Origin of the sequence: Brevibacillus laterosporus (assembly GCF_030489605.1) — a bacterium.
Taxonomy (GTDB): Bacteria; Bacillota; Bacilli; order Brevibacillales; family Brevibacillaceae; genus Brevibacillus_B; species Brevibacillus_B laterosporus_E.
Genome location: NZ_JAUKFY010000002.1, coordinates 167277 through 190309 on the forward strand (window position 1 = coordinate 167277; position 23033 = coordinate 190309).

At 42.5% G+C, this 23033-nt stretch carries 24 protein-coding genes; 23 read left to right on the top strand and 1 reads right to left on the bottom strand.

What is annotated here, in order from left to right:
- Positions 1-162 precede the first annotated feature (162 nt).
- The 22 genes from trpE (at position 163) to QZ995_RS02780 (ending at position 21459) form a co-directional block, all read left to right on the top strand.
- Positions 163-1707, top strand: a complete 1545-nt coding sequence (trpE, locus tag QZ995_RS02675; protein WP_301802675.1) for an anthranilate synthase component I — start codon at positions 163-165, stop codon at positions 1705-1707.
- On the top strand, positions 1701-2726 hold the full coding sequence (gene trpD / locus QZ995_RS02680; RefSeq protein WP_301802678.1) for an anthranilate phosphoribosyltransferase: 1026 nt from the start codon (positions 1701-1703) through the stop codon (positions 2724-2726). The genes trpE and trpD overlap by 7 nt, the downstream gene beginning before the upstream one ends.
- Entirely contained in the window at positions 2716-3537 is an 822-nt protein-coding gene (trpC, locus tag QZ995_RS02685) for an indole-3-glycerol phosphate synthase TrpC (RefSeq protein ID WP_301802680.1), read from the top strand. Before trpD ends, trpC begins: the two co-directional genes overlap by 11 nt.
- On the top strand, positions 3534-4235 hold the full coding sequence (locus QZ995_RS02690; RefSeq protein WP_301802681.1) for a phosphoribosylanthranilate isomerase: 702 nt from the start codon (positions 3534-3536) through the stop codon (positions 4233-4235). Before trpC ends, QZ995_RS02690 begins: the two co-directional genes overlap by 4 nt.
- Positions 4207-5421, top strand: coding sequence for a tryptophan synthase subunit beta (gene trpB / locus QZ995_RS02695; protein WP_301802683.1), 1215 nt, complete (start codon positions 4207-4209; stop codon positions 5419-5421). The genes QZ995_RS02690 and trpB overlap by 29 nt, the downstream gene beginning before the upstream one ends.
- A 1-nt stretch (position 5422) precedes the next feature.
- Positions 5423-6241, top strand: coding sequence for a tryptophan synthase subunit alpha (trpA, locus tag QZ995_RS02700; protein ID WP_301802685.1), 819 nt, complete (start codon positions 5423-5425; stop codon positions 6239-6241).
- Between the two features lie 30 nt (positions 6242-6271).
- Positions 6272-7369: a histidinol-phosphate transaminase gene (gene hisC / locus QZ995_RS02705; RefSeq protein ID WP_301802689.1), complete on the top strand. Its 1098-nt coding sequence runs from the start codon at positions 6272-6274 to the stop codon at positions 7367-7369.
- A gap of 160 nt (positions 7370-7529) precedes the next feature.
- Positions 7530-8630 (top strand): prephenate dehydrogenase, encoded by a 1101-nt coding sequence (locus QZ995_RS02710; RefSeq protein WP_301802692.1) that lies wholly within the window; start codon positions 7530-7532, stop codon positions 8628-8630.
- A 29-nt stretch (positions 8631-8659) separates the two neighbouring features.
- Positions 8660-9943 (top strand): 3-phosphoshikimate 1-carboxyvinyltransferase, encoded by a 1284-nt coding sequence (gene aroA, locus QZ995_RS02715; RefSeq protein ID WP_301802693.1) that lies wholly within the window; start codon positions 8660-8662, stop codon positions 9941-9943.
- 222 nt (positions 9944-10165) lie between these two features.
- Positions 10166-11314, top strand: a complete 1149-nt coding sequence (locus tag QZ995_RS02720) for a DUF4097 family beta strand repeat-containing protein (RefSeq protein WP_301802696.1) — start codon at positions 10166-10168, stop codon at positions 11312-11314.
- 354 nt (positions 11315-11668) lie between these two features.
- Positions 11669-12805 carry a hypothetical protein gene (locus QZ995_RS02725; protein WP_301802697.1) on the top strand — a complete coding sequence of 379 codons (1137 nt, stop codon included), beginning with the start codon at positions 11669-11671 and terminating at the stop codon, positions 12803-12805.
- Positions 12806-13071: 266 nt separating this feature from the next.
- The gene (locus QZ995_RS02730; RefSeq protein WP_003338575.1) at positions 13072-13665 is read left to right on the top strand and encodes an RNA polymerase sigma factor; all 594 of its coding nucleotides are present in this window, start codon (positions 13072-13074) and stop codon (positions 13663-13665) included.
- Positions 13662-14312 carry an anti-sigma factor family protein gene (locus QZ995_RS02735; protein WP_301802710.1) on the top strand — a complete coding sequence of 217 codons (651 nt, stop codon included), beginning with the start codon at positions 13662-13664 and terminating at the stop codon, positions 14310-14312. The genes QZ995_RS02730 and QZ995_RS02735 overlap by 4 nt, the downstream gene beginning before the upstream one ends.
- Positions 14313-14389: 77 nt before the next feature.
- Positions 14390-15337, top strand: coding sequence for a tetratricopeptide repeat protein (locus tag QZ995_RS02740; protein WP_301802711.1), 948 nt, complete (start codon positions 14390-14392; stop codon positions 15335-15337).
- A 261-nt stretch (positions 15338-15598) separates the two neighbouring features.
- Complete coding sequence (locus QZ995_RS02745; RefSeq protein ID WP_366919674.1) at positions 15599-16714, top strand: hypothetical protein; 1116 nt, start codon at positions 15599-15601, stop codon at positions 16712-16714.
- A gap of 10 nt (positions 16715-16724) precedes the next feature.
- Complete coding sequence (locus QZ995_RS02750) at positions 16725-16931, top strand: IDEAL domain-containing protein (protein ID WP_018670086.1); 207 nt, start codon at positions 16725-16727, stop codon at positions 16929-16931.
- A gap of 76 nt (positions 16932-17007) precedes the next feature.
- Positions 17008-17457: a DUF2487 family protein gene (locus tag QZ995_RS02755; protein WP_301802721.1), complete on the top strand. Its 450-nt coding sequence runs from the start codon at positions 17008-17010 to the stop codon at positions 17455-17457.
- 327 nt (positions 17458-17784) lie between these two features.
- Positions 17785-18300 carry a ubiquinol-cytochrome c reductase iron-sulfur subunit gene (locus QZ995_RS02760; RefSeq protein WP_031414554.1) on the top strand — a complete coding sequence of 172 codons (516 nt, stop codon included), beginning with the start codon at positions 17785-17787 and terminating at the stop codon, positions 18298-18300.
- Between the two features lies 1 nt (position 18301).
- A complete protein-coding gene (qcrB, locus tag QZ995_RS02765; protein ID WP_003338582.1) occupies positions 18302-18973 on the top strand; it encodes a menaquinol-cytochrome c reductase cytochrome b subunit in 672 nt (223 codons plus the stop codon).
- Between the two features lie 30 nt (positions 18974-19003).
- Positions 19004-19792 carry a menaquinol-cytochrome c reductase cytochrome b/c subunit gene (locus QZ995_RS02770; RefSeq protein ID WP_301802725.1) on the top strand — a complete coding sequence of 263 codons (789 nt, stop codon included), beginning with the start codon at positions 19004-19006 and terminating at the stop codon, positions 19790-19792.
- Positions 19793-19980: 188 nt separating this feature from the next.
- Positions 19981-20592, top strand: coding sequence for a DUF1405 domain-containing protein (locus QZ995_RS02775; RefSeq protein WP_301802729.1), 612 nt, complete (start codon positions 19981-19983; stop codon positions 20590-20592).
- Between the two features lie 48 nt (positions 20593-20640).
- Positions 20641-21459 (top strand): sporulation protein YpjB, encoded by an 819-nt coding sequence (locus tag QZ995_RS02780; protein ID WP_301802731.1) that lies wholly within the window; start codon positions 20641-20643, stop codon positions 21457-21459.
- A gap of 156 nt (positions 21460-21615) precedes the next feature.
- Here QZ995_RS02780 and QZ995_RS02785 read toward each other — a convergent pair whose 3' ends face one another.
- Positions 21616-22479, bottom strand: a complete 864-nt coding sequence (locus tag QZ995_RS02785; protein WP_301802734.1) for a YitT family protein — start codon at positions 22477-22479, stop codon at positions 21616-21618.
- A gap of 216 nt (positions 22480-22695) precedes the next feature.
- On the opposite strand from QZ995_RS02785, the gene QZ995_RS02790 reads away from it, so the two are divergent.
- Positions 22696-23028: a nucleotide pyrophosphohydrolase gene (locus tag QZ995_RS02790; RefSeq protein ID WP_301802736.1), complete on the top strand. Its 333-nt coding sequence runs from the start codon at positions 22696-22698 to the stop codon at positions 23026-23028.
- The last annotated feature ends 5 nt before the right edge of the window (positions 23029-23033 follow it).

Below are 23033 nucleotides of genomic sequence, written 5' to 3' on the forward strand. Positions count from 1 at the left end.
GTTGAGAAGAGATAGGTTGTATGAGACGAGGAGAGCTGAGACTGGTTTCGTTTTGCTATAAACCAACACCCAGACCTCTTTTCTGGGTGTTTTTGTCTTACATATGATCCCATCTTCTATACGACCATCCTCTTCTATCTAAAGAAGAGAGGTGTGTTGTCCATGATAGAGCCCACATTTCAAGAGGTGCAGCACTATGCATCTACACACAATTTTATTCCCATTCGCCTTACTTTGTTAGCTGATCAGGAAACACCGATCAGTTTGTATCAAAAATGTACGGAAGAAGCAGCTTTTTTACTAGAAAGTGTTGAAGGAGGAGGACGCTGGTCTAGGTACTCCTTTATTGGACTACGCCCCTTTATGCGAGTAGAAGCGATTGACCAGCAGGTGACGCTTCTGAAAGAATCGGGGGAACGAGAGCAGTATAACCGCAATCCCATGGAAGTGCTGCGAGAATTATGTCAGCAATACAGAGCGCCATCCATTGCTGAATTTCCACCGTTAACAGGAGGAGCAATCGGATACTTAGGATACAATACATTGCGCTATGTAGAGACGCAATTGCCTAAGCACCAGAACCATCCGCTTGATATACCGGATATGCAAGTCGTTTTTGTAGATGAAATGCTGATTTATGATCATGTAAAGCAAGAAATACAATGCATGGTACACATTAGGGTTTCAGAGGATGACACAAAAGAATCGTTGCAGATGAAGTATGCAAAGGCTGGTGCCCGATTGGTCGCTTTACGTGATCACATCCTGCATACGCCTGTACCGAAGGACACAAGGCTACAGCAAAATCAATTAAGTCAGCTAGACGAAGAGGTCAAAAAGCCAAAGACCAGTAGCTTGCAAAGCAACATGAGTCTCTCAGAGTATAAGACGATGATCTCCAAAGCAAAAGAGTATATTGCGAGCGGGGATATCTTTCAGGTTGTTCTTTCTCAGCGTATGACGATGAAGACGGATGTGGATCCATTTGCCGTTTATCGGATGCTAAGAACGACGAATCCATCTCCTTACCTGTATTATCTACCATTTGGATCAGCGACTTTGGTAGGGGCATCACCGGAAGTGCTGGTAAAGGTTCAGAACAATAAGGTTGAGGTTCGTCCGATAGCTGGAACTCGCAAACGCGGAGCAACCATCGAGGAGGATGTGGCGTTAGAGCAAGAATTGCTGGCTGATCCAAAGGAACTGGCGGAACATCATATGCTAGTTGATTTGGCCCGCAATGATGTAGGGAGAGTCTCCAAATACGGTACGGTAAAAGTGGAAAACCCTTTACATGTAGACCGTTATTCGCATGTGATGCATATTGTCTCAGACGTGTCAGGAGAGATGCGTGAAGATTTGGATTGTTTTGATGCTCTGCTTGCCGCTTTTCCTGCTGGTACTGTATCTGGCGCTCCTAAATTGCGAGCGATGGAAATCATTGCAGAATTGGAGCAAGATGCTCGGCACACGTACGCAGGCTCGATTTGTTACTTCAGCTTTACTGGAAATTTAGACAGTTGCATTACGATTCGCACCCTGTTGTTTACACAAAATCATGTGCATATACAAGCAGGAGGCGGCATCGTCGCTGATTCGACAGCGGAGCTAGAATATCAAGAAGCAATGAATAAGGCAGCAGCAATGGTCAAAGCGCTTGAAAAGGCAGAGCAGCATTTTCAACCAAAGGGGGTAGCGTTATGCTGACGACCTCCTTGGATAAGATTACCCGAAAGCAACACCTTGATCGTACGATGGCTCGATTAGCGATGGGTGAAATCATGGATGGAAAAGCAACACATGCACAGATTGGAGCATTTTTAGCGGCACTCAGGGTAAAAGGTGAACAGGTTGAAGAATTGATTGGCTTTGCAGAAGCCATGCGTGAACGCGTTAAAGCATTTCCTGTTGCTAAGCAAAATGTGATTGATACATGTGGCACTGGGGGAGATGGTGCTTCCACCTTTAATATTTCAACTGCCTCAGCCATTGTAGCCGCTAGTGGCGGTGTTAGTGTCGCCAAACATGGAAATCGTGCTGTTTCTAGCAAGTGTGGTAGCGCTGATGTGTTAGAAGCACTAGGGATTCCGATTCAACTGACACCTGAGCAAGCAGCGGAATGTCTGGAAGAAACGAACCTTTGCTTCTTATTCGCACCCCTTTACCATGAAGCAATGCGCCATGCGGCTGTACCGAGAAAAGAGTTGGCGATTCGGACGGTCTTCAATTTACTGGGGCCGTTAACCAATCCTGCTCGGGCTGATCGACAGTTATTAGGCTTGTACGATCGAGGATTGCTGGTTCCGATCGCCCAGACATTAAGTGAGTTAGGCGTATCCAGAGCCATGGTTGTGGCTGGACTAGACGGTTTAGATGAACTAACGATTACCGGAGAAAGCGAAGTAGCTGAATTAAGAGATGGTAATGTATCGGCGTATCGACTTGACCCGGAGCGGTTAGGATTGAGGCTTGGGACCTCAGCAGAGCTTGCAGGGGGAGATGCAGCAGAGAACGCCCTAATCCTAGAGCAAATTTTTAAAGGAGAACGAGGTGCGAAACGCGATATTGTGCTGCTCAATGCAGGTGCCATTTTGTATCTCACAGATAAAGTAAGTAGCTTGCAAAAGGGTGTCATCCGGGCTGCTGAGCTGATCGACAATGGAAATGCAATACGCAAGCTTGAACAACTACGTCAGGTAATGAGGAGGGTTCATCATGCTTCGTAAAATTGTGGAGCAAAAAAAAGGAGAAGTGGCGACCCTGCGTCAAGGAACAAGTCTTCAACAGATGCTAACGGAGATGAAAGCACTGCCAGCTACTCGCGGTTTTGTCAAGGCTCTTACCACAAGCTCTCGGAAGATAAGCTTAATTGCTGAGGTAAAAAAAGCTTCTCCGTCAAAAGGCATCATTCGTGCTAATTTTGACCCTGCGGCTATTGCTGCGTCTTATCAGGAAGCTGTTGTAGATGCGATCTCAGTTTTAACGGACGAAACGTTTTTTCAAGGTGAGCTAAGCTATCTACAAATCATCAGAGAATTGGTCCCTCAGCCGGTGTTGCGTAAAGATTTTATTATTGACGAATATCAGGTTGCTCAATCGAGAGCGAGTGGAGCGGATGCTATTTTATTGATTGCAGCCATTCTGGATTGTGAACAAATCAAGCACTTTTATCAAATGGCTGGAGAGATCGGACTAGATGTGCTAATAGAGGTTCATGATCAAACGGAACTAGAGCAGGTGATGTCGGCAGTAGAGCCTATGCTGCTCGGCATTAATAATCGAGATTTGCGAACCTTCACCACGAATCTACATACTTCCTTAGAGCTCTTGAAGCTGATTCCTAGCGGCATTCCTGTCGTAAGCGAGAGTGGAATAGCGACAGCGGAAGATGTTCATTTAGTCGGGATGGCAGGAGCGCGTTCCATTTTAGTAGGTGAGCAGTTCATGCGTCAGCAGGACGTTGTTCGGGCCGTTCGTGAGCTAATCCAAGATCAACATATGAAGCCTCAGGTGATTTTACGAGGTGACACAATATGACCGCCTTAAAAATTTGTGGGATTAGGGACTCGAATACACTGGGGTTATTGCAGAAGCTTAGCGTGGAATATGCAGGCTTGGTGTTTGCTGAAAGTAAGCGCCAGGTGACAGTAGAGCAGGCTAGGCTTTTGGTTGCAGAAGCTAAGAATTCAGCGAATCTAAAGGTTTCCGAAAATATGAACAGACCTTTCCCGCGTCTAGTTGGGGTTTTTGTGAATCCAGATGTATCTGAGCTTGATCGCATAGTGGACCAGGTCCCTCTGGACGTGATCCAATTGCATGGTCAAGAAACGCCGGAATTTTGTCAAATAGTCCAAAAACGCTTTGGCAAGCCTGTCTGGAAAGCGATTGGCATCGGGGCAGAGAGTGACTCCATTATAGAAAAGCTTGCCTCCTACAAAAATAGTGTGCAAGCTTACTTATTTGATACGCATGACCCAAAACAAGCGGGAGGTACGGGCAAAAAATTTGCTTGGGCCCACATTCCCGATTTGCAACGAATTGCAGCACCCCTACAAGCAATCATTGCTGGTGGTATTTCAATAGAGAATGTAGAGACTTTGCTTAACAAATATGCACCAGCCTTAATTGATCTTTCCAGTGGTGTAGAGACCAATGGTGAAAAGGATGCTTACAAAATAACAATATTAGCGGAAAGGGTGAAGCAGCATGGCACAAGCTACGAATGTACGAGATGAGTCTGTCCTACGATCAGGTAGATTTGGTGAATATGGGGGCAGATTTGTTCCCGAAACCTTAATGAAGGCTTTAATCGAATTGGAGAAAAGCTTAGTGGAAGCGTTGGAGGATGAGACCTTTCATGCAGAATTAAATCAATTTCTTCGCTTTTACTCGGGCAGGCCGACTCCCTTTTATCATGCTGAACGTCTGAGCGAGCATCTGGGAGGGGCTCACATTTACTTAAAACGAGAAGATTTAAATCACACAGGCGCTCACAAATTAAATAATGCCTTGGCGCAAGCGTTACTGGCTAAACGAATGGGTAAACAAGCTATTATTGCCGAAACAGGAGCTGGCCAGCATGGGGTAGCGAGTGCGACTGTAGCTGCACGTCTTGGACTTTCTTGCAAGGTTTTCATGGGAGCAGAGGATATTAAACGCCAGGAGTTAAATGTCTTTCGGATGAAGCTTTTAGGAGCAGAGGTTATTCCAGTATCATCAGGAACAGCCACGTTAAAGGATGCTACCAATGAAGCCATTCGTTATTGGGTGAGTAATGTGGAAGAAACCTACTATGTAATTGGTTCGGCGATGGGACCTCATCCGTATCCCTATATGGTGCGGGAGTTCCAAAAAATTATTGGAACAGAGACACGAGCCCAATCTCTGGAGCAGCTTGGGCGCTTACCTGATGAACTTATCGCATGCGTTGGAGGAGGTAGCAATGCCATTGGCTTCTTCTATCCATTTGTGGGGGATCAGGTGAGATTGACTGCAGTAGAAGCAGCAGGAGAAGGCGTGGATACAGACAAGCATGCGGCAACATTAACAACAGGACGTCCTGGTATTATTCATGGCTCTCTTACATATCTGTTGCAGGATGATGATGGGCAGGTGCAGGAAGCTCATTCCATTTCGGCTGGACTTGATTACCCAGGTGTTGGCCCCGAGCATTCCTATTTGAAAGACTGCGGCAGAGTGGAGTATGTGGCAATTACTGATCAGGAAGCTTTGGATGCTTGCCAATTGCTTACGAAATTAGAAGGGATACTGCCAGCCTTAGAAAGCTCTCATGCTATAGCGGAGGTTATAAAGCGCGCTCCGGGAATGAGCTCCGATCAAATCATCGCTGTATGCCTTTCTGGACGTGGTGATAAAGACGTTCATACCTTGCAAAACCATCTGAACAAGGAGGAGAATTAACATGCAACATACCATGACAAGAATGGAAGAGTTGTTTGCTGATCGGACAGTAAAACGATTCATTCCTTTCATTACGGTAGGAGATCCTTCTTTAGATGTAACCTATGAACTGGTTCACAAGCTTATTGAAGCAGGAGCCGATGTCATAGAGCTTGGGGTACCCTATTCTGATCCTTTGGCGGATGGGCCGATTATTCAACGAGCTTCACAGCGTGCCTTAGCTCAGGGCGTGAAATTAAAAGACGCTATTCGATTAGGAGAACGGCTACGTGCATCAGGGGTAAGCATTCCGCTGGTGATCTTTACATATTGTAATCCAGTCATGCAATATGGTGTGGAACGTTTTTTTGCTGATTTACGGACATATGGACTTGACGGGGCCATTATCCCGGATTTGCCGTTTGAAGAGAGTGGGGAGGCGCGTGAAACGGCAAAGAAAAATGCAATACATTTGATTCAATTAATTGCGCCAACATCACAGGAGAGAATCGCGATGATCGGCAAAGAAGCAGACGGGTTTTTATATTGCGTTTCGTCTTTGGGGGTTACAGGGGTTAGAGACAATCTTCCGCTTGAATTAGATGATTTAATTAGAACTGCCCGTGAAAATAGCAGTATACCTGTTGCGGTAGGATTTGGGATTTCTTCTCCTGAACAAGTTCGCGCTGTTGCGGGTTATGCTGATGCTGTGATTGTGGGAAGCGCAATTGTCAGTGAGGTGGAGAAAAATCTAGAGGCCCTCTCTAGTGAGGAGATGCGAAACAGCGGATTAGAACGTGTGAAAAAGTTTGTAAAATCCTTATCCAATGAGTTAAAATAACAGAAACAAAAAAGCATGGGGTGAGGACAAGTGCTACCAAAAGAGCGAATTTTAAATGTTCCGGTGTACAAACCTGGAAAACCTATCGACGACGTAAAGCGCGAATTAGGGCTTACAGAAGTAATTAAATTAGCTTCTAATGAAAATCCGTACGGTTATTCCCCAGTCGTAAAAGAAGCGATGCTCGCTGCTATGAATGATCTGGCTATCTATCCAGATGGTGCAGGTATGCAACTGCGATGGGAACTTGCAGAATTTTTAAACGTACAGCCTGAACAATTGATTTTCGGCAATGGTTCTGACGAAATTGTACTAATGATCTCCCGTGCTTATCTGGAGAAGGGGACCAATAGCGTAATGGCTACCCCGACATTTTCTCAATACAGATCTAATGTGACGGTAGAGGGTGCTGATTTACTCGAAATCCCACTAAAGGATGGCGTCCATGATTTAGAGGCGATGGTAGCTGCCATCAATGAACAGACTCGAGTGATTTGGGTATGCAACCCTAACAATCCATCCGGAACTATGAATACATCTGATGAACTGCTCGCTTTTTTAGAAAAGGTACCAGCTAACGTATTAGTTGCGCTGGACGAAGCTTATTACGAATATGTGGTGGATGAACATTACCCTCAAACCATACCGCTCCTTGATAAATTTAAAAATATCATTATTTTACGTACATTCTCGAAAATCTATGGATTGGCGGCCCTGCGTATCGGGTATGGTATAGCTAATCCAGATGTCGTCTCACATCTTAATCATGTGCGTGGACCGTTCAATACAGGTTCACTTTCGCAAGTCGCAGCACGTGCAGCGATTTCAGATCAGGAATTTGTGACACAATGTAGCCGGAAAAATCGTCAGCAGATGAAGCGTATCACAGACAAATGTGATGAACTAGGACTACACTATTTCCCTTCTCAAACCAACTTTGTTTTACTGGAGGTAAAGAGAGATTCTGACGAGGCCTTCCAATACTTGTTGAAAAAAGGGATTATCACTCGTTCAGGCAATGCGCTCGGTCATCCCGGTTATCTGCGTGTCACGATTGGAAATAGCGAGCAAAACGATAAGCTGTTAGCAGCTTTGGAAAGTCTAGTGACCGAAGCTGTAAAAAAATAACGAAATAAAAAAAGAGGGCAAAAATAGTAAGATAAGTAGTGGAGCAGGCCGGTCAACACCGGCTTTTTCTACTATCTATTGTACTCCTTTGTTCCCATGCAAAATAGGAGGACAGGTAAAACGAAAAAATAGAGAGATTCTTTGGAGTGGAGCGAAGAATATGAATAGAACAATTGCCATTCTGGGAGTAGGATTAATAGGAGCTTCCATTGGACTTGCGCTGCGTCAGAACCCTCTCAACAGAATTGTCGGGTTTGATTTGCACCAGGAACAATTGGACAAGGCGATAGATAAAGGAGTTATCCATTCTGGAAGCACAGACCTGCAACTTGCTGTGAAGGAAGCGGATATTATATTTATTGCAGCTCCCGTAGAGCAAATCCATCATCTCATGCGATCACTAGCTCAATTGCGTTTAAAAGAAGGAACGATTATTACGGATGTAGGGAGCACTAAATATCAGGTAGTACAAAGTGCACGCATTTTACGTCAGAAAGGTGTTACGTTTATCGGGGGTCATCCCATGGCAGGATCTCATAAATCAGGAGTAGAAGCAGGAAATGAACGTTTGTTTGAAAATGCTTTTTATGTGCTTACACCAGATGAAGAGACACCTTTTGAGCAAGTAGAGTTATTGCAGGAAGTACTTGAGCCGTTACGTGCAAAGGTCATTGTTCTGCAGCCTGACGAGCATGATGAAATCGTTGGGGCAATCAGTCATTTTCCTCATTTGATCGCTGCTCTATTAGTCAATCAAGTATCAAAATACAACACGCAAAAACCGTGGTATCATCGATTAGCAGCGGGCGGATTTCGTGATATCACTCGTATTGCATCAAGCAATCCTAAACTGTGGAGAGATGTTTTATTAAGCAATAAGACATATTTGTTACAGATCGCTCGCGATTGGCAGAAGGATTTTACTGCGATTATCCATGCGCTGGAGCAGGATGATGCAAACGAGATTGAATCGTTTTTCCAAGATGCCCGTGAATTCCGTGATTCTATACCGGAACGGCGTCAAGGGGCTATTCCAGCCCTACATGATTTATACATTGATATTCCTGACCATCCAGGTGAGATTGGCAGAATTACCACTTTACTAGGAAGTAAGGAAATTAGTATTACGAACATACAAATCAGAGAAACACGCGAAGACGAATATGGCGCGCTGCGAATCAGCTTTCGCAATGAAACAGAGCTGGCAAAAGGGATAGAACTCCTTCGGTATTTTGATTACAATGTGTATGGTAGAGACTAAAAGAGGGAAATAAAGAGAGGAGTAAAGTCATGTTAACCATTCAACCAGCTAAGAGAATACAGGGTGAAACACAAGTACCTGGAGATAAGTCGATTTCGCATCGGGCTGTCATGTTTGGGGCACTGGCAGAGGGAATCACACATATAAGTGGTTTTTTACAAGGAGCAGATTGCTTGAGCACGATTGATTGTTTTTCCCGTATGGGTGTCGTAATAGAGCGAGAAGGTGAGCGTGTAACGGTTCATGGGAAAGGCTGGTTCGGATTGCAGGAACCGGATCAAAAGCTTGATGTAGGCAACTCGGGTACCACTATCCGTTTAATGAGTGGTATTTTAGCTACGCAACCATTTCATTGTGTCGTAGAAGGGGATGAATCTATTGCGAAACGTCCGATGCGACGAGTAGTAGGGCCTTTGCGTGAAATGGGCGCCAAGATAGATGGCCGAAAAAATGGTGAGTTCACCCCGTTATCCATACGTGGAGGCGATTTGACAGGTATAACCTATACTTCGCCAGTGGCGAGCGCGCAAATTAAGTCTGCCATTCTCTTAGCTGGCTTGCAAGCTGAAGGAACCACAACTGTTGAAGAACCAAGCGTATCACGCGATCATACCGAACGAATGTTGCGGGCATTTGGTATCCAAGTAACCCAATCTGGAAAAAGTGTCAGCGTGCAAGGTGGGCAAAAACTGATTGGTAGAGAGATTAGTGTACCTGGAGACATTTCATCTGCCGCTTTCTTAATTGCGGCTGTTATGATGCTGCCAGAAAGCGAGCTTCTGATTAAAAACGTGGGAATTAACCCAACACGTACTGGAATACTTGATGTAGTCCGTGCGATGGGGGGGACTATCGAATTACGCAATGAACGAGTAGTGAACGAGGAACCGGTAGCAGATATCTATGTAGCTCATGCAAAATTGCATGGAACCGTTATTGAAGGTGATCTGATTCCGCGTTTAATAGATGAAATTCCTGTGATTGCCGTCATGGCTACACAAGCCGTAGGAGAAACGATTATCCGGGATGCTGGAGAATTAAAAGTGAAGGAGACAGATCGAATTGCAACCGTGGCAAGCCAGCTGGGGAAATTTGGTGCTAAGGTTCAACCGACTGATGATGGTATGATCATTACGGGAGAATGCGGCTTACAAGGTGCGGATATCGACAGTATGGGTGACCATCGTATCGGTATGGCAATGGCTATTGCTGGATTGGCATCACAAGGTGAAACGATTGTTCGGCAAGCTGAAGCAATCGACGTATCGTTTCCTGGCTTTGCTACCTTACTTGCTTCCATTTGTCAGCGGTAAGTTGCAGAGAACTTAATGAAATAAAGCTTTGATTTTATCAGCGCTTAGTAGGGATAGCTTCTATCATCATTGGTAGGAGCTATTTTTTGTTTATTGCTAAATTTATAGGAAACAATCGGGGGTCTTAGTCGAAGATACGTCCAAGGACTGAGCCGATATCAAATGTGTTATGCTACAATTAACCCAACGTACAAACGGATGTAGTTTAGAGAGGAGAAGTTCATGCGTCAGCCGAAAGATAAACAATCATCTTTAGATTCCCACCGATCTCGTCAAAAGCGGATAGGTCCTTGGCAGTTAGCCATAACTGTTTTAGCTATAGGGATTGGTATTTTAGTGGATCAACTTTTTTATACGAACGTTTTAGCAACAGTCTTAAAGTTTTGGCCGTTGCTCCTCATTATCATTGGAGTAGAATTAATTTTACGTCAATTATTCCAAACATCTGAGAATAGTTCAGGCTGGAAACTAGATGCTAGCAGCTTGATCCTAATAGTTGTGATTCTTATGGGGGCAAACGTTTACCAGGCTTTCTCTAATGGAAACATTATGGAGCTGGTAACGAATCGGCTTTATAAGGGACCTGTGCAATTTGTTACCGTCATGGAAAAGGATTTGGAAGTGGCTGATATGCAAACGCTTCGGCTTACAAATGATTTTGGCAAGGTTATGGTAGAGGGTGCGGCGGATGGCCGTTTTCATATTCGTGTGGATGGGAATGTGAAAGCTGATTCGAAGCAAGAAGCCCAGCAAAGAGCCCAGGATATAGAAGTAAGTATAGAACAAGGGCAAGAAACCAGTATAGAGATCAGCGATAACTACAATAAAGCTAGAGATTTAACCTTATATGTGATGGTACCTGAAAATACGGCGATTATCTCTGAGGTACAAGCAGGTGTAACAGACATTAAGAAGGTAAGAAAAGCTGATGTGACATCAGATGCAGGCAAGGTTACAGTTTCTGATATTGCCGAACAGCTAAATGTTAGTTCGAACGCAGGTGCTATTGATGCGACAAACATTTCGAATGCAACACTCCGTTCAAAAGTAGGAATGATTACGGTGAGCGGATCAGTGCAAGGAACGCTGGATGTAGGAAATGATGCCGGTAAAATTAATGTTTCAAGTGATGTAGTTCTTAATGGGCCGTGGCAACTGCACTCTGATCTAGGGGCTGTTATGATACATATCCCCAAAAAGAGTCAGGTGACATTAACAGCAAGTACCAAATTGGGAAGTATTACAGGGAATGAGTTAGAAGTTGAACGTAGCGGAGCAAGTGTCAAGACGGTCAAAACATTGGGAGATGGGACCTTTCCGATTCAGGTATCAACTGATCTAGGGAGTATCACTTTTGATGCTACACGATAAAGAAATAAACCCCAGCAATGGAAAGAATTTTGTAAGTAAAAATCTCCTTGCTGGGGTTTTTATTTCTTTATAAAATACGTACTTTTCAAAAATATACTCACGATAAAAATAGTTTGACAAGTTACTAAATCTGGGTATAATTAGAAGTACAGTATGGTTTCTCTCCACTCCTATCCAAATATTTTGCACAAGTGTGCTACCGTTGATTGAATGCGCTTTCATTCGATCGACGGTTTTTTTTTGAATCGAATTGTCTGAATCCTAAAATCTTGGGAATAATCAAGGAATTTTCACATATGCTCGTAGTAAAGATAATCTTACTTTACTAACGAAAAGATCAAGAGGAGGACGAGCATGGATGGGCTTCTCACGATAATTCGTAATGCTTCAGTTGTTACACAGCATGCGGTGAAACAAGAGGATATTTGGATTCAAAACGGTAAAATTGTGCGCACTCATCCAGATACATTGCGTAGAGAATGGAGTAGTGGACAAGCTAGATTAGAAATTGATGCTTCCGATTATTATGTTTTGCCTGGATTTTTACAGGTAATGAAAGCAAATTCACTCAATTATCGTCCTGCCCAATCGTATGTTCAACAGATCCAAATGCTAGTCGAACAAGGAATTACAACATTTATTGATACAATTAAGATAGACAAATGGATGGATGAGTCACAATGCATGTACCAGCTAACTCCCCATTACAATAGTCCGCTTGATTATGCAGTTCGAATCGAAATCATGGCTTCTGAGTGCCATTACCATCGGATTCGGCAATTCATAAAACAAGGATTTCGTCTCATCCAAATTGTAGTGTGCACAGTAGAAGAAGTGCACCGAATTAACTGGAGTAGCCTATATCCGCTCCTACTGCAGGAGCAAGTGTCATTGCATTTGCACATTTTAGGTGAAACCATTTCCCGAGAAGATCGTCAGACTATCATAGAAGCATGGTTGCAATATTGCCATTATGGAAAAATACGCACCTGCATAAATGAAAATCAAATAAAAGACGTAATAAAAGAAGCGATTTCTTTTTATCATCTCCAGCCGGTTGGGAAACTTGAAGAGAAACAGAAAGAGCATGGATGGATCTTGAAGCACTTAAGAAATTGGTATTCGCACCATTCTCTATATGCTTCAATCAAGGAGTTAACCGTTCCATCACAATTTTGGGCGCGTGGACAAGCAGAACGAATCCTGTCCTTAACAGTGCGACTAGCTTCGACGAACGTTGCAAAGCTGGCTGGCTGCTATCCGATTAAAGGAAGCTTGTTACCAGGTGCAGATGCTGATTTATTATTCCTAAAAAAAGACAAATGGTTGACAAATCATTCTATTTCCACTATGCTCATTCTTAGCGAAGTATGTAATCCTGTGAGAGTTATGTCGAAAGGCGTCTTTATTTATCAGAACGGTACGCATCATTCGACAATTGGTGCAGGAAAACATCTGAGGTCATTACGGCCATATAACTACGCGATGTAACCCCGTCATGGGGTTTTTTCATACTGTTCTTACTATGATGAAGTCCCCTGTTTTTCTTCTTAGTTACTCTACGTAGGCTACTTTTGCATATGAAATGGTGAGTTGTAGAACGTGTTCCTTCAGAAGGGCTACGCTTTTCCTGAAGGCAGATTCTTCATCGCTGAAAAAGTTTATGCCTTTTCCGCAACTTTTGGTGATCTGCGTGGTCTAATTTAGTGCATGGGTCACTGGGGAGTTTGGAATCGCTTAGGAGGTAAACCTAGTCAATGACCGATTCCCAGTTAATTCGCGAAATAAAAGAGGGCAATATTGAGAGTTATGCCGAGCTGATACGTCGGTATGAAAGGAAAATCTTGACCTTTGTTGCTCATATGCTGCGCCAAGCTCATCTGGAGCATATAGCCGAGGACATTTGTCAAGAAACCTTTTATAAAGCGTATAAAAGCCTTCATTCTTTCCGAGATGTGGAAGCTACATTTTCAACATGGCTGTATACCATTGCTCGCAACACAGTTTTGAGTGAGTTGCGTAAAAGCCGTAACGCTGACGTCTATTTGGAAGACAGTGTTCAGGTTCCGAGCATTTCCTTTGAACGGCTCCCTGAACAACAATTGTTGCAAACAGAGCGTGAGGATCTGGTGAGACAAGCGATTAATAATCTTCCTGAAAAACAACGGTCGGCGCTTATTTTACGTGAGTATGAGCAACTGGATTACAATGAAATTGCTAAAATCCTCGATCTTACGGTTAGTTCGGTTAAATCTCTTTTATTTCGGGCTCGACAAAGCATTAAATTACAATTGGAATCCTATTTTATCGATTCTCAATTGGAAGAAGCCGAAGGGATGAGTAAGCGATGAGGTGCGATGAAGCACAAGAAATGTTACATGACTATGCACAGGGTGATTTGCCAGAGTTATCGGAGCGCAGGCTTCAGAACCATCTGGCCTGTTGTGACTCCTGTCATTCAAAATATGATGTATTACTAGATAGCGACAAATTCATACAAATGCATAAAGATGACTACATAGCTGATCCACCTGCCACTTCGATTGTAGATGCTGTCATGGCACGCATTTTATCGGAAGAGAAATGGGCCATTCCTATTGGGAAAAAGGTGTTTACATTAACCGTGCGTATGCGGCGTATTGGACTTAGTGTTGCCATGATACTTTTAATGATATGTTCTTTCACTCTTTATCATAATTCAGATGACAATCTTAATTCGTTTGTACCTTACACTGCAAAAGCAGAAGCTCTGTCCTCAGATAATGTCAAATCTGAGGTTAGTACAGCCTCTGAAACAGATCAAGATGTGGCAGTGCAAACAATTGATTCCGGCGGTGAAACAGCTGCTCCGTTAATAAAACAACAAAAAGAGATGCGTGTTAATGTGATTACCTCTGATATGGAACCCTCGTCGAATAAGCCGAATTATAGTGTCATTTTAAGCTTTTTTGGGATTTTAATTACGGTTTTGACTATGAGCTGGTTTACAAGAGCTTAAAATCATATAAAATAAAGGAAGAGGACCGTCAATTTGACGGTCTTTTATCGCTTAGTTATAGAAATGGGGTGTTTCGCATGCCAAAAAAATGGCTGCGTATCATTGAGGAAGCTGTTAATAAAATCGAAAATGATGAAATGGAACTTGGATTGCAAGTTTTACATAAAATAGGTGAACACGGCAAAGAAATTCCTGAAGTAATGTTCTGTTTGGCAGATGTTTGGTGTGGACTTGGACATAATCAGGAAGCAATTAAGATCATTCAAGATTTGCTAGCAAATCCCACTATACCAAAAGAGATGAATCAGGAAGCCAAAATTATGGCTGCGGAGATTGCATTAGACGAAGCAGACTACGATGCTGCCCATGAATATCTGTACGCGCTTAAAGAAGAAGGCTATGATGAGATTCAATTGTATCTCCTATTGGCTGACTTGTATGCTATGCAGGATTTAGAAGAGGTAGCTGTAAAGTATTTAAAAATTGCTCATGAACGTGATCCAGATAATGAAGAATTACGAGCGGCTTTAAGCGAGATGTATATGAAAACAGGCGAGGTGCAGGAAGCCATAAACCTGTTAGATGAGATTTCTGAAACCACGTTCCATGCGCTTGTATTAAAAGCACGTACATTTGCTCAGCAGGGTCAATTTGAAGAAGCCTATCAACTCTATACCAAGGCAGTGCAGTACGAGCAATTACCAGAGGTTGTATACGGCTGTGCTTTGATGTCTTTCTATACCGACAAATGGGAAGAAGCAGAGCGCTATATTCAGCTCTTGATTGCGATTGATGAAGAATATGTAATCGCCTATCCGTTGTATAGCGATATTTTGTTATCCCAAGGAAAGACAGAAGCAGCGATTGATGCGCTGAAAAAGTATGTAGATCTTTCTGGTTTTGATGTAGAACATATCCGCCGTTTAACAGCTCTATTAATGCAGGCTGGCCGTTATGAGGAATCAAAAGAATATCAGAAGCTATTGGAGCAATGGGATTTACAGGAGGAGACAAACGAAGAATAAATCAGCAGGTTGAGTGTGAAGGTAATCAAGCTGTCTGATTGGATTTTCATGAGCAGTTCTCTACTTCCCATGCCATTTGCAAAGCACAGTGAAAGCTGTGCTTTTTTTATTTGTCGCATTACCAAATAGGCTCATTTGCTTTCAAATAATAATTTGATCTGTGTTTAAGGTTTTCTTTATCAAAATGTTTGGAGCAGGTTTAATCCTAGAATGAACTGGGCAACAATGGAAGTAAATCTGCAAAGTAAGAAGGGATGCGCAATGAAATTAGCTGAAGTACTCGTTTACGCTGATATTACCCAATTACATCAGATTGCGAGACATTATGGTTATCAGTGCGATCCGCATTCGAAAAACGAGTTGGTCACTACCTTAATGACCGGGCTGCGACATCAAAAGACAATACGTGCAGAGCTAGAGCAGCTTTCTTCGGCTGATCTGCACTTCCTGCTGCTGTTATTTCTGGATAAACGCGAGCGGTATACACTCGAGGATTTACTGGCAAAAGCAGCAATTGCACAAGTAGAGGAGTGTGAGGAAAAGAAGGAAGAGGCGCGTAAAAAAGTAGCGTTTGCCTTAAAACGAGGTTGGATTTTTCCGGCGAAGGGCAGGCTTCAAGGACAGTTTGAAATCCCAGTCGATATTCGTGAGCTGTATGTACAGACATGGATACAGCAACTGCCTGGAATAAAAGTCCAGAATGAGGTCCCTAGTGCTTATCGTGATGAAGGAACGGCTTTATTAGATGATATGCTGATTTTGCTCCGTTTCCTGCAAAATGAGCCTGTACCTCTTACTCAGGATGGAGGCATGTACAGACGCTTTCAAGTACAGCTATTTCATTTTTTAAGCGTAAAAGAGGAACCGCTTGCTCCACAGAAATGGCGATTTGGTTATGGATTGCATTTTGACCTATATCCAGACCGATTCTCGCTGCTTTATGATTTTTGTTATCATAAAGGTTGGATTGCTGAGGATGGGAAGCACGTTTTTATCACACCGATTGGTTTAGAGGTTCTCCAACAAGGAATTAGCCAGCAAACTCACAATGAATGCATCCGTTTTTGGTTTCGTTTATATAAACGAGCGATTCCTAATCTTCCCTTGTTAGTTCAGTTGATAGCGATGCTAACTTCTAATCAATGGTACTCCTCCCAACAGCTATCCGATTTGCTACTGCCTTGGATGAAGTCTTTTTATTATGACAAACGAGAGGAAATCCTATCCAACCGTATTTTAAAAATGATGGTTCATGTTGGATTGCTAAAGGTAGGGCAATCGAGAGCAGGCGAGTGGGTTTATGAAAGAACGGACGTTTGCGAGGTTTGGCTGCGAGATTATAACGGTTTTGTCGATACCACCATATTAATGAAATGAGGGACTAGTCATGGAACAGTCCAAGTACTTGGGCAATGGTTTTATGTCGGGATTGCTATCGGAGATCATGATTGATCAGCAGGTGCGACAATTTCGCAAGCGCACACTATATAAAGAGATTGATGAAGCATTGGCTGTAAAAAATAAGGAAAAGTTTCTGATGCTGACAAATGAATTGAAAGAATTACTAACATATGAGATAACTGAAACAGGTTAAAAAATGAGGAGCTCGCTTGTAAGCGGGCGTTTTTCCTCGTTTTAGCTTAATATAACGGGGAGAGGCGGTACGCACTATGCAATGGAATGTAGAAGAACTGCAAGGATTCGAGGCAGTTAGACCTTATTATGATTCAGCAATTTTACCGCATTACATATTTGACAAGAAGCTATCAATCGCGACAAATGCTACACGTATGGGTTACCTCTCTAGTCTGGCTATGGCTGTGGAACAACGATTGAAGGGAAGAATCGTGTTGTTTCCCCTCATGTATCAGATAAAAGAGGACGCTGCAGGAGCCAACGAGATTCAATTGCCCAATGAATTTGATTACAATTTTATTTTACGTTTTTCCGGAATAGATGTTTATATACCGCAATATCAGGATTTAGAAACTCATGCGGAGTTTTTGACGATCAGTGATGAAGATTTGGAGTCAGAGATTCGCTTTCAAATTACATGTGATGTTTTATATCAAGAGATTTTGCAAATTTGGCAAAAACATAAAAAACAGACTAATTTATAGAAATGTGAGAAAGGGAATTTACTTTTCGCCAGATAAGACTGATTCTGGATGAGTAATCCCTTTCTTTCCAATAACAGGGTGAAAAAGAGACGAAATGATAAGGGTTTTTGGATAACTCTTCCTTTTTGAGCCTAATTTGCCTGAATTGTGTTGAATTTTTGACAAAATCTTAACATTATCAGTATTTTCGCAAAGCAATGGTAACTCCAAAGAGTCATATTATTGACATTACTTGAGGGGTTAGCTATTATTGGTCTTGACCTAGTGTTTCCTATATGCATGTAGTCGAAATCTGAAAGAAATCTAACAGGATAAGGAGGGAAATAGATGAGCAAAAAAGAAATTTCCAGACGTACGTTTCTAAACTATGCGCTCATGGGAACTGGTGGTTTCTTGGCTGCAGGTATGATCACACCAATGATTCGCTTTGCCATTGATCCTGTGCTGAAAGCTTCGGCTGCTGGAGATAAAGTTGCGGTTGGAAATGTAAGCGATTTTGGGCCGGAACCAAAGAACGTGAACTTTACTCTTCATACGAAAGACGGCTGGTATGAATCAGAAACAACAATGTCTGCCTGGATTCGTAAGCTAGAAGATGGCAAGCTTTTGGCATTGTCGCCTATCTGTAAGCACTTGGGCTGTACCGTGAGCTGGAATTCAAGTGAAGATTTTAAAAACGAGTACTTTTGCCCATGTCACTTTGGTAGGTATGCAATTAATGGAGAGCACATTCTGAATACTCCGCCAACTCAATCGCTTGATGAGTACGAAGTAGAAATTAAAGATGGTAAAGTTTACTTAGGTAAAATTGTACCAAATCCACGTCCAGGGGTGAGCGGATAAAATGATACAAAAAATGTATGATTGGGTGGACGAACGCCTAAATATCACTCCTATGTGGCGTGATCTGGCTGACCATGAAGTACCTGAACACGTAAATCCCGCACATCACTTTTCAGCGTTCGTTTACTGTTTTGGGGGCCTTACTTTTTTTATTACTGTAATTCAGATTTTATCTGGAATGTTTTTGACCATGTATTATGTTCCAGACATCATTAATGCTTATGAGTCCGTAAAATACTTACAAACTGAAGTTGCTTTTGGTGTAATCGTTCGCGGTATGCATCATTGGGGCGCAAGTTTAGTAATCGTCATGATGTTCCTACATACCTTACGTGTCTTCTTCACAGGATCTTATAAAAAACCGCGCGAATTAAACTGGATTGTAGGGATGTTAATTTTCTTCGTTATGCTTGGACTAGGCTTTACTGGTTATCTTTTACCTTGGGATAACACAGCGTACTTTGCTACAAAAGTAGGGCTTCAAATCGCAGACTCAATTCCGATAATTGGACCTTATGCGAAAACTTTGTTAACCGGTGGGGAAATTGTAGGTGCGCAAACGCTTACTCGTTTCTTCGCTATCCATGTATTCTTCTTGCCAGCTGGCTTGTTGGGATTATTGGGTGCTCATTTTATTATGATTCGTGTACAAGGTATTTCTGGACCTCTATAAAACTAGTCTTCAACAATAGGAGGAATTAGCATGGCAAAACAAGATAAAAATGCTACCTTCGTTGGAGACTCTCGGATCTCAGCGAAGCGCATGCCAAATGTGTCACCTTCGTATTCTGACTATCCAGGAACCACTGAACCGTTTTGGCCAAACTTTCTATTAAAAGAGTGGATGGTTGCTGCGGTTTGTTTGCTTGGTTTCTTGGTGTTAACGGTTTCACATGAATCGCCACTAACGGCAAAGGCTGACCCAAATGATACTTCTTTTATTCCAGTACCGGACTGGTATTTCTTGTTCCTGTACCAATTATTGAAGTATCCATGGGCAGCAGGCGATCACGTACTGCTTGGCGTAATCGGTATTCCGGGCATTGCTTTTGGTGCTATGATTCTAGCGCCATTCCTGGATACAGGTAAAGATAGACGTCCAATTCGTCGTCCTATTGCAACTGGACTTATGCTACTGTCCCTGTTCTCCATCTTCTTCTTGACTTGGGCAGCTCATGACGAGCATGAAAAACAGTTAGCTAAGCTGGGTGGCGGTAGCGGCGGCGGCGGAGCTCCGGCTGCTGCAGCAAAGGCTGATCCAAGCTTTAAAGCTGACCCGTTGTGGGCAGCAAATCAGTCTTGTATTGGGTGTCATGGTGGAAATCTTGAAGGCGGTATGGGACCTAATCTGCAAAAAATTGGTTCAACCCTGAGCACTGAAGATATCCACAAAACCATTGTCGAAGGAAAAGGTGCCATGCCAGGTGGTATGTTTAAAGGATCAGATGAGGATCTGAAAAAACTGGTAGATTACCTAGCGAGTTTGAAATAGCAAAGAACGAAAGCTGGCTGATGTCCTCGGCCAGCTTTTCCTATTTTTGGATACCGTGCATAATAGACAGTTCGACACGCAACTGTAACACAATTCTTACAAACGTGTGTACATCGGTTGCAGATGTAAGTTGGTACATGTAAACTAGAGAGGTATCTTTTTACAGCTAATAGGGGTGACGTAAGGAAATGAAATTGATGTGGCTCTGGTTTCTAGGATCATTGAAAAAATCGTGGTTTCTCTGGACATTGTTCTTCATTAACTTTTTCGGGACAATCTACGGTTTTTACTGGTATAAGGACCAACTTGCAGATGTAGCTGCCTATAATGCGCCCTATTTGCTGTTATTTGTCCCAGATAGCCCTACTGGGAGCGGACTATTTACTCTAGTGATCTTTATGTATATATTGGGGCGAAATGTTCCAATATTGGAAGCGGTAGCATCAGTTACGAACTTTAAGTACGGAATGTGGGCAGTTGGAGTTATTATTGCAGGATGGTCTCTTGGCAACGAGGTTCGTTGGCAGGATTTGATGCTGTTAGCGTCCCATTTGGGCATGGCAGTAGAGTCAATGCTATATGCTCGCTACTATCAAATAACGTGGTTGGGTCTTGGAATAGCAGCGCTTTGGGTGTTAAATAACGATTTTCTCGATTATGTAATGGAAATTCACCCGTACCTACCAACACCACTGGTTCCATATACCGGTATCGTGGGCTTGTGTACGGTTGTCTTAAGCTTGCTTTCCATTGCGACTATTTATTATTTACATACACGAGCGAATAAAAATCAGGTCTAATCTTGTCCTCCATTCCATAGTCTGTACTATGGGAAAGGAGGTTTTTTTGTGCCAAAAAACATCAAAATGCTGCTGCTCTTATTGGTGATGGGATTTCTATTATCCATGCCGATTAGTTACTTTGTGACAAAAATGAACCAACCGCCAGAAGAAAAACATTTGGCTGATTTAGATAAGGTGGCAGGGGAAATGCTACGAGCTACTGAAAAAGGAGATTATGACACAGCAAAACTTAAAATAGAGAGGCTAGCTTCTCAATTTCCCAATGAAACCCTTCCTATATCTTTACGGATTGAGAGTCTTAATGCTGTAACACAGTCCATTTTATCAGCCAAAAAAGCTTATACAAATCCAAAAACGACAGAGAATCGGTTGTTGTGGCATGCGACACAGGTGAGAGTAGCTGTAGATGCACTGAGCCATCAAAGGAGCCCTATGTGGCGCACTTATTATAATTCCTACTCAAAGCAGATGCAGAACCTATTGCAAGCCGCAGTCGAGCGAGATACCGAAACCCTTCGAGCGCAATATGAAGAAAATTACCAGCTGTATTTAGCACTACGGCCTGCAATGACGATCCAATTAAAAGAACAGGCAATGGATAAGGTAACACGAAAATATGAAGAAATAGCCAAACATCTATTAAATCAAAAGCTGGATTGGCAGATAATGCGCTCTTCTATTAGAGAACTGAGTAGTACGATGCAGGAAGCGTTTGTTGGAGAGGATCAGACTGCTGTGGGATCATTTATGGATAATCCGGAATCAACATATCGTCTGATGGTTTGGATATCGACCTTGGTGACTGTTTCACTAGCCTATGTAGCTTGGATAAAGTACTCTGCTATGAAGCAACGAAGGATTTAACCCGGAATGGAATAATTCATAATGAAAAAGACCTACTCATATTCAGAGCAGGTCTTTTTTGAAGTTAATGATGATTAGATTAAGAGATTGGTAAATATACATGAGAACAACCAAAATCTTGTTAATTCAAGCTAAAGATATAACGAACAAAGCCATTTATGTTTGGCGCAAGGGCTTTTTATTTTCATCAAATGTAAAACCCTCACCTAAAACTTCATGAACCTCGCTAACGATCACAAAAGCATGAGGGTCAATTTCATTCATAAGGTTTTTAAGACGAGGGACTTCATTTCTGCTAACAACACAGTAAACGATCTCCTTCTCCATGCCTGAGAAAGCCCCTTTTCCATTTAGAATCGTGACACCTCGCCCTGTGGTCAAAATCTCCTGAGCTATTTTTTGAGGGTACTCCGATACGATCATTAAAGCTTTGCCAGCATAAGCCCCGTCCTGGAAAAAGTCTATGACACGGGCAGCAATATAGACACAGACCAAGGTATACATAGCGTTTTGAACAGATAAGTAGACCAAAGATGCGCCGATTACCAGAATGTCACCCATGAGTAAGGTGCGACCCATACTGATCCCAAACATTTTGTTTAATAAGCGGGCGATAATATCGACACCGCCTGTTGTTCCACCATAACGGAAAATAATACCAAGGCCGCTGCCGATTGCTACTCCGGCAAATAAAGTGGCAAGTAAAGTGTCGCCCAATTTTTCATAATCTAAAATCATGCCAAATACTGAAAGAGACACAGATAAAGAAACCGTTCCCACAACAGTGTAAAAAAAGCTGACCTTCCCTAACAAACGATATCCAATAAAGAATAAAGGAAGATTGAGTAATAGATACACAATCCCCTGATCAATAGCTGGAAAGGCTAGCTTGATCAGGATGCTGATCCCTGTGATACCGCCTTCTGCCAATCCGTTTGGAATGTTAAAAGCGTTAATGCCAAAACCCATGATGATAGAACCGAGGATAATTGCCAATATGTTCTTCAAGTGCAATTTCATGAAGGGAAATCTCTCCTTTTCCGGTGAATCAAAAGGTAGCAAACATGCTGACTGTACACAGGTAGGAAAAACTTGCTTGTAACCCTAATCAGAGTCATTATAAAGGAGGTTTTTTGCCTTGTCTATTTATGATACACTTTAGCCAATAGGATTTTTGATTAATTTGCTTGCTTACATAGTTTGCTCGGTTTTGGGTCTAGTATGAGGGAGGAAAAAATGGATAATAAAAAAACATTGCAAGAAATTCAAGGAGAAGTGGATCAGTACATATCTCAGTTTAAAGAAGGGTATTTTTCTCCATTAGCTATGTTGGCTCGTATGACTGAGGAAGTAGGAGAGCTAGCTCGCGAAATTAATCATTATTATGGAGAAAAGCCGAAAAAATCAACTGAAGCAGAAAAAACCGTTGAAGATGAACTTGGAGATGTTTTCTTCATTGTCTTGTGTTTTGCCAATTCTCTTGGAATAGATTTGCAGGAAGCGTTCGATCGTATTATGCACAAGTTTAATACTCGTGACAAGGATAGATGGACCAGAATAGAAGAGTAGGAGAG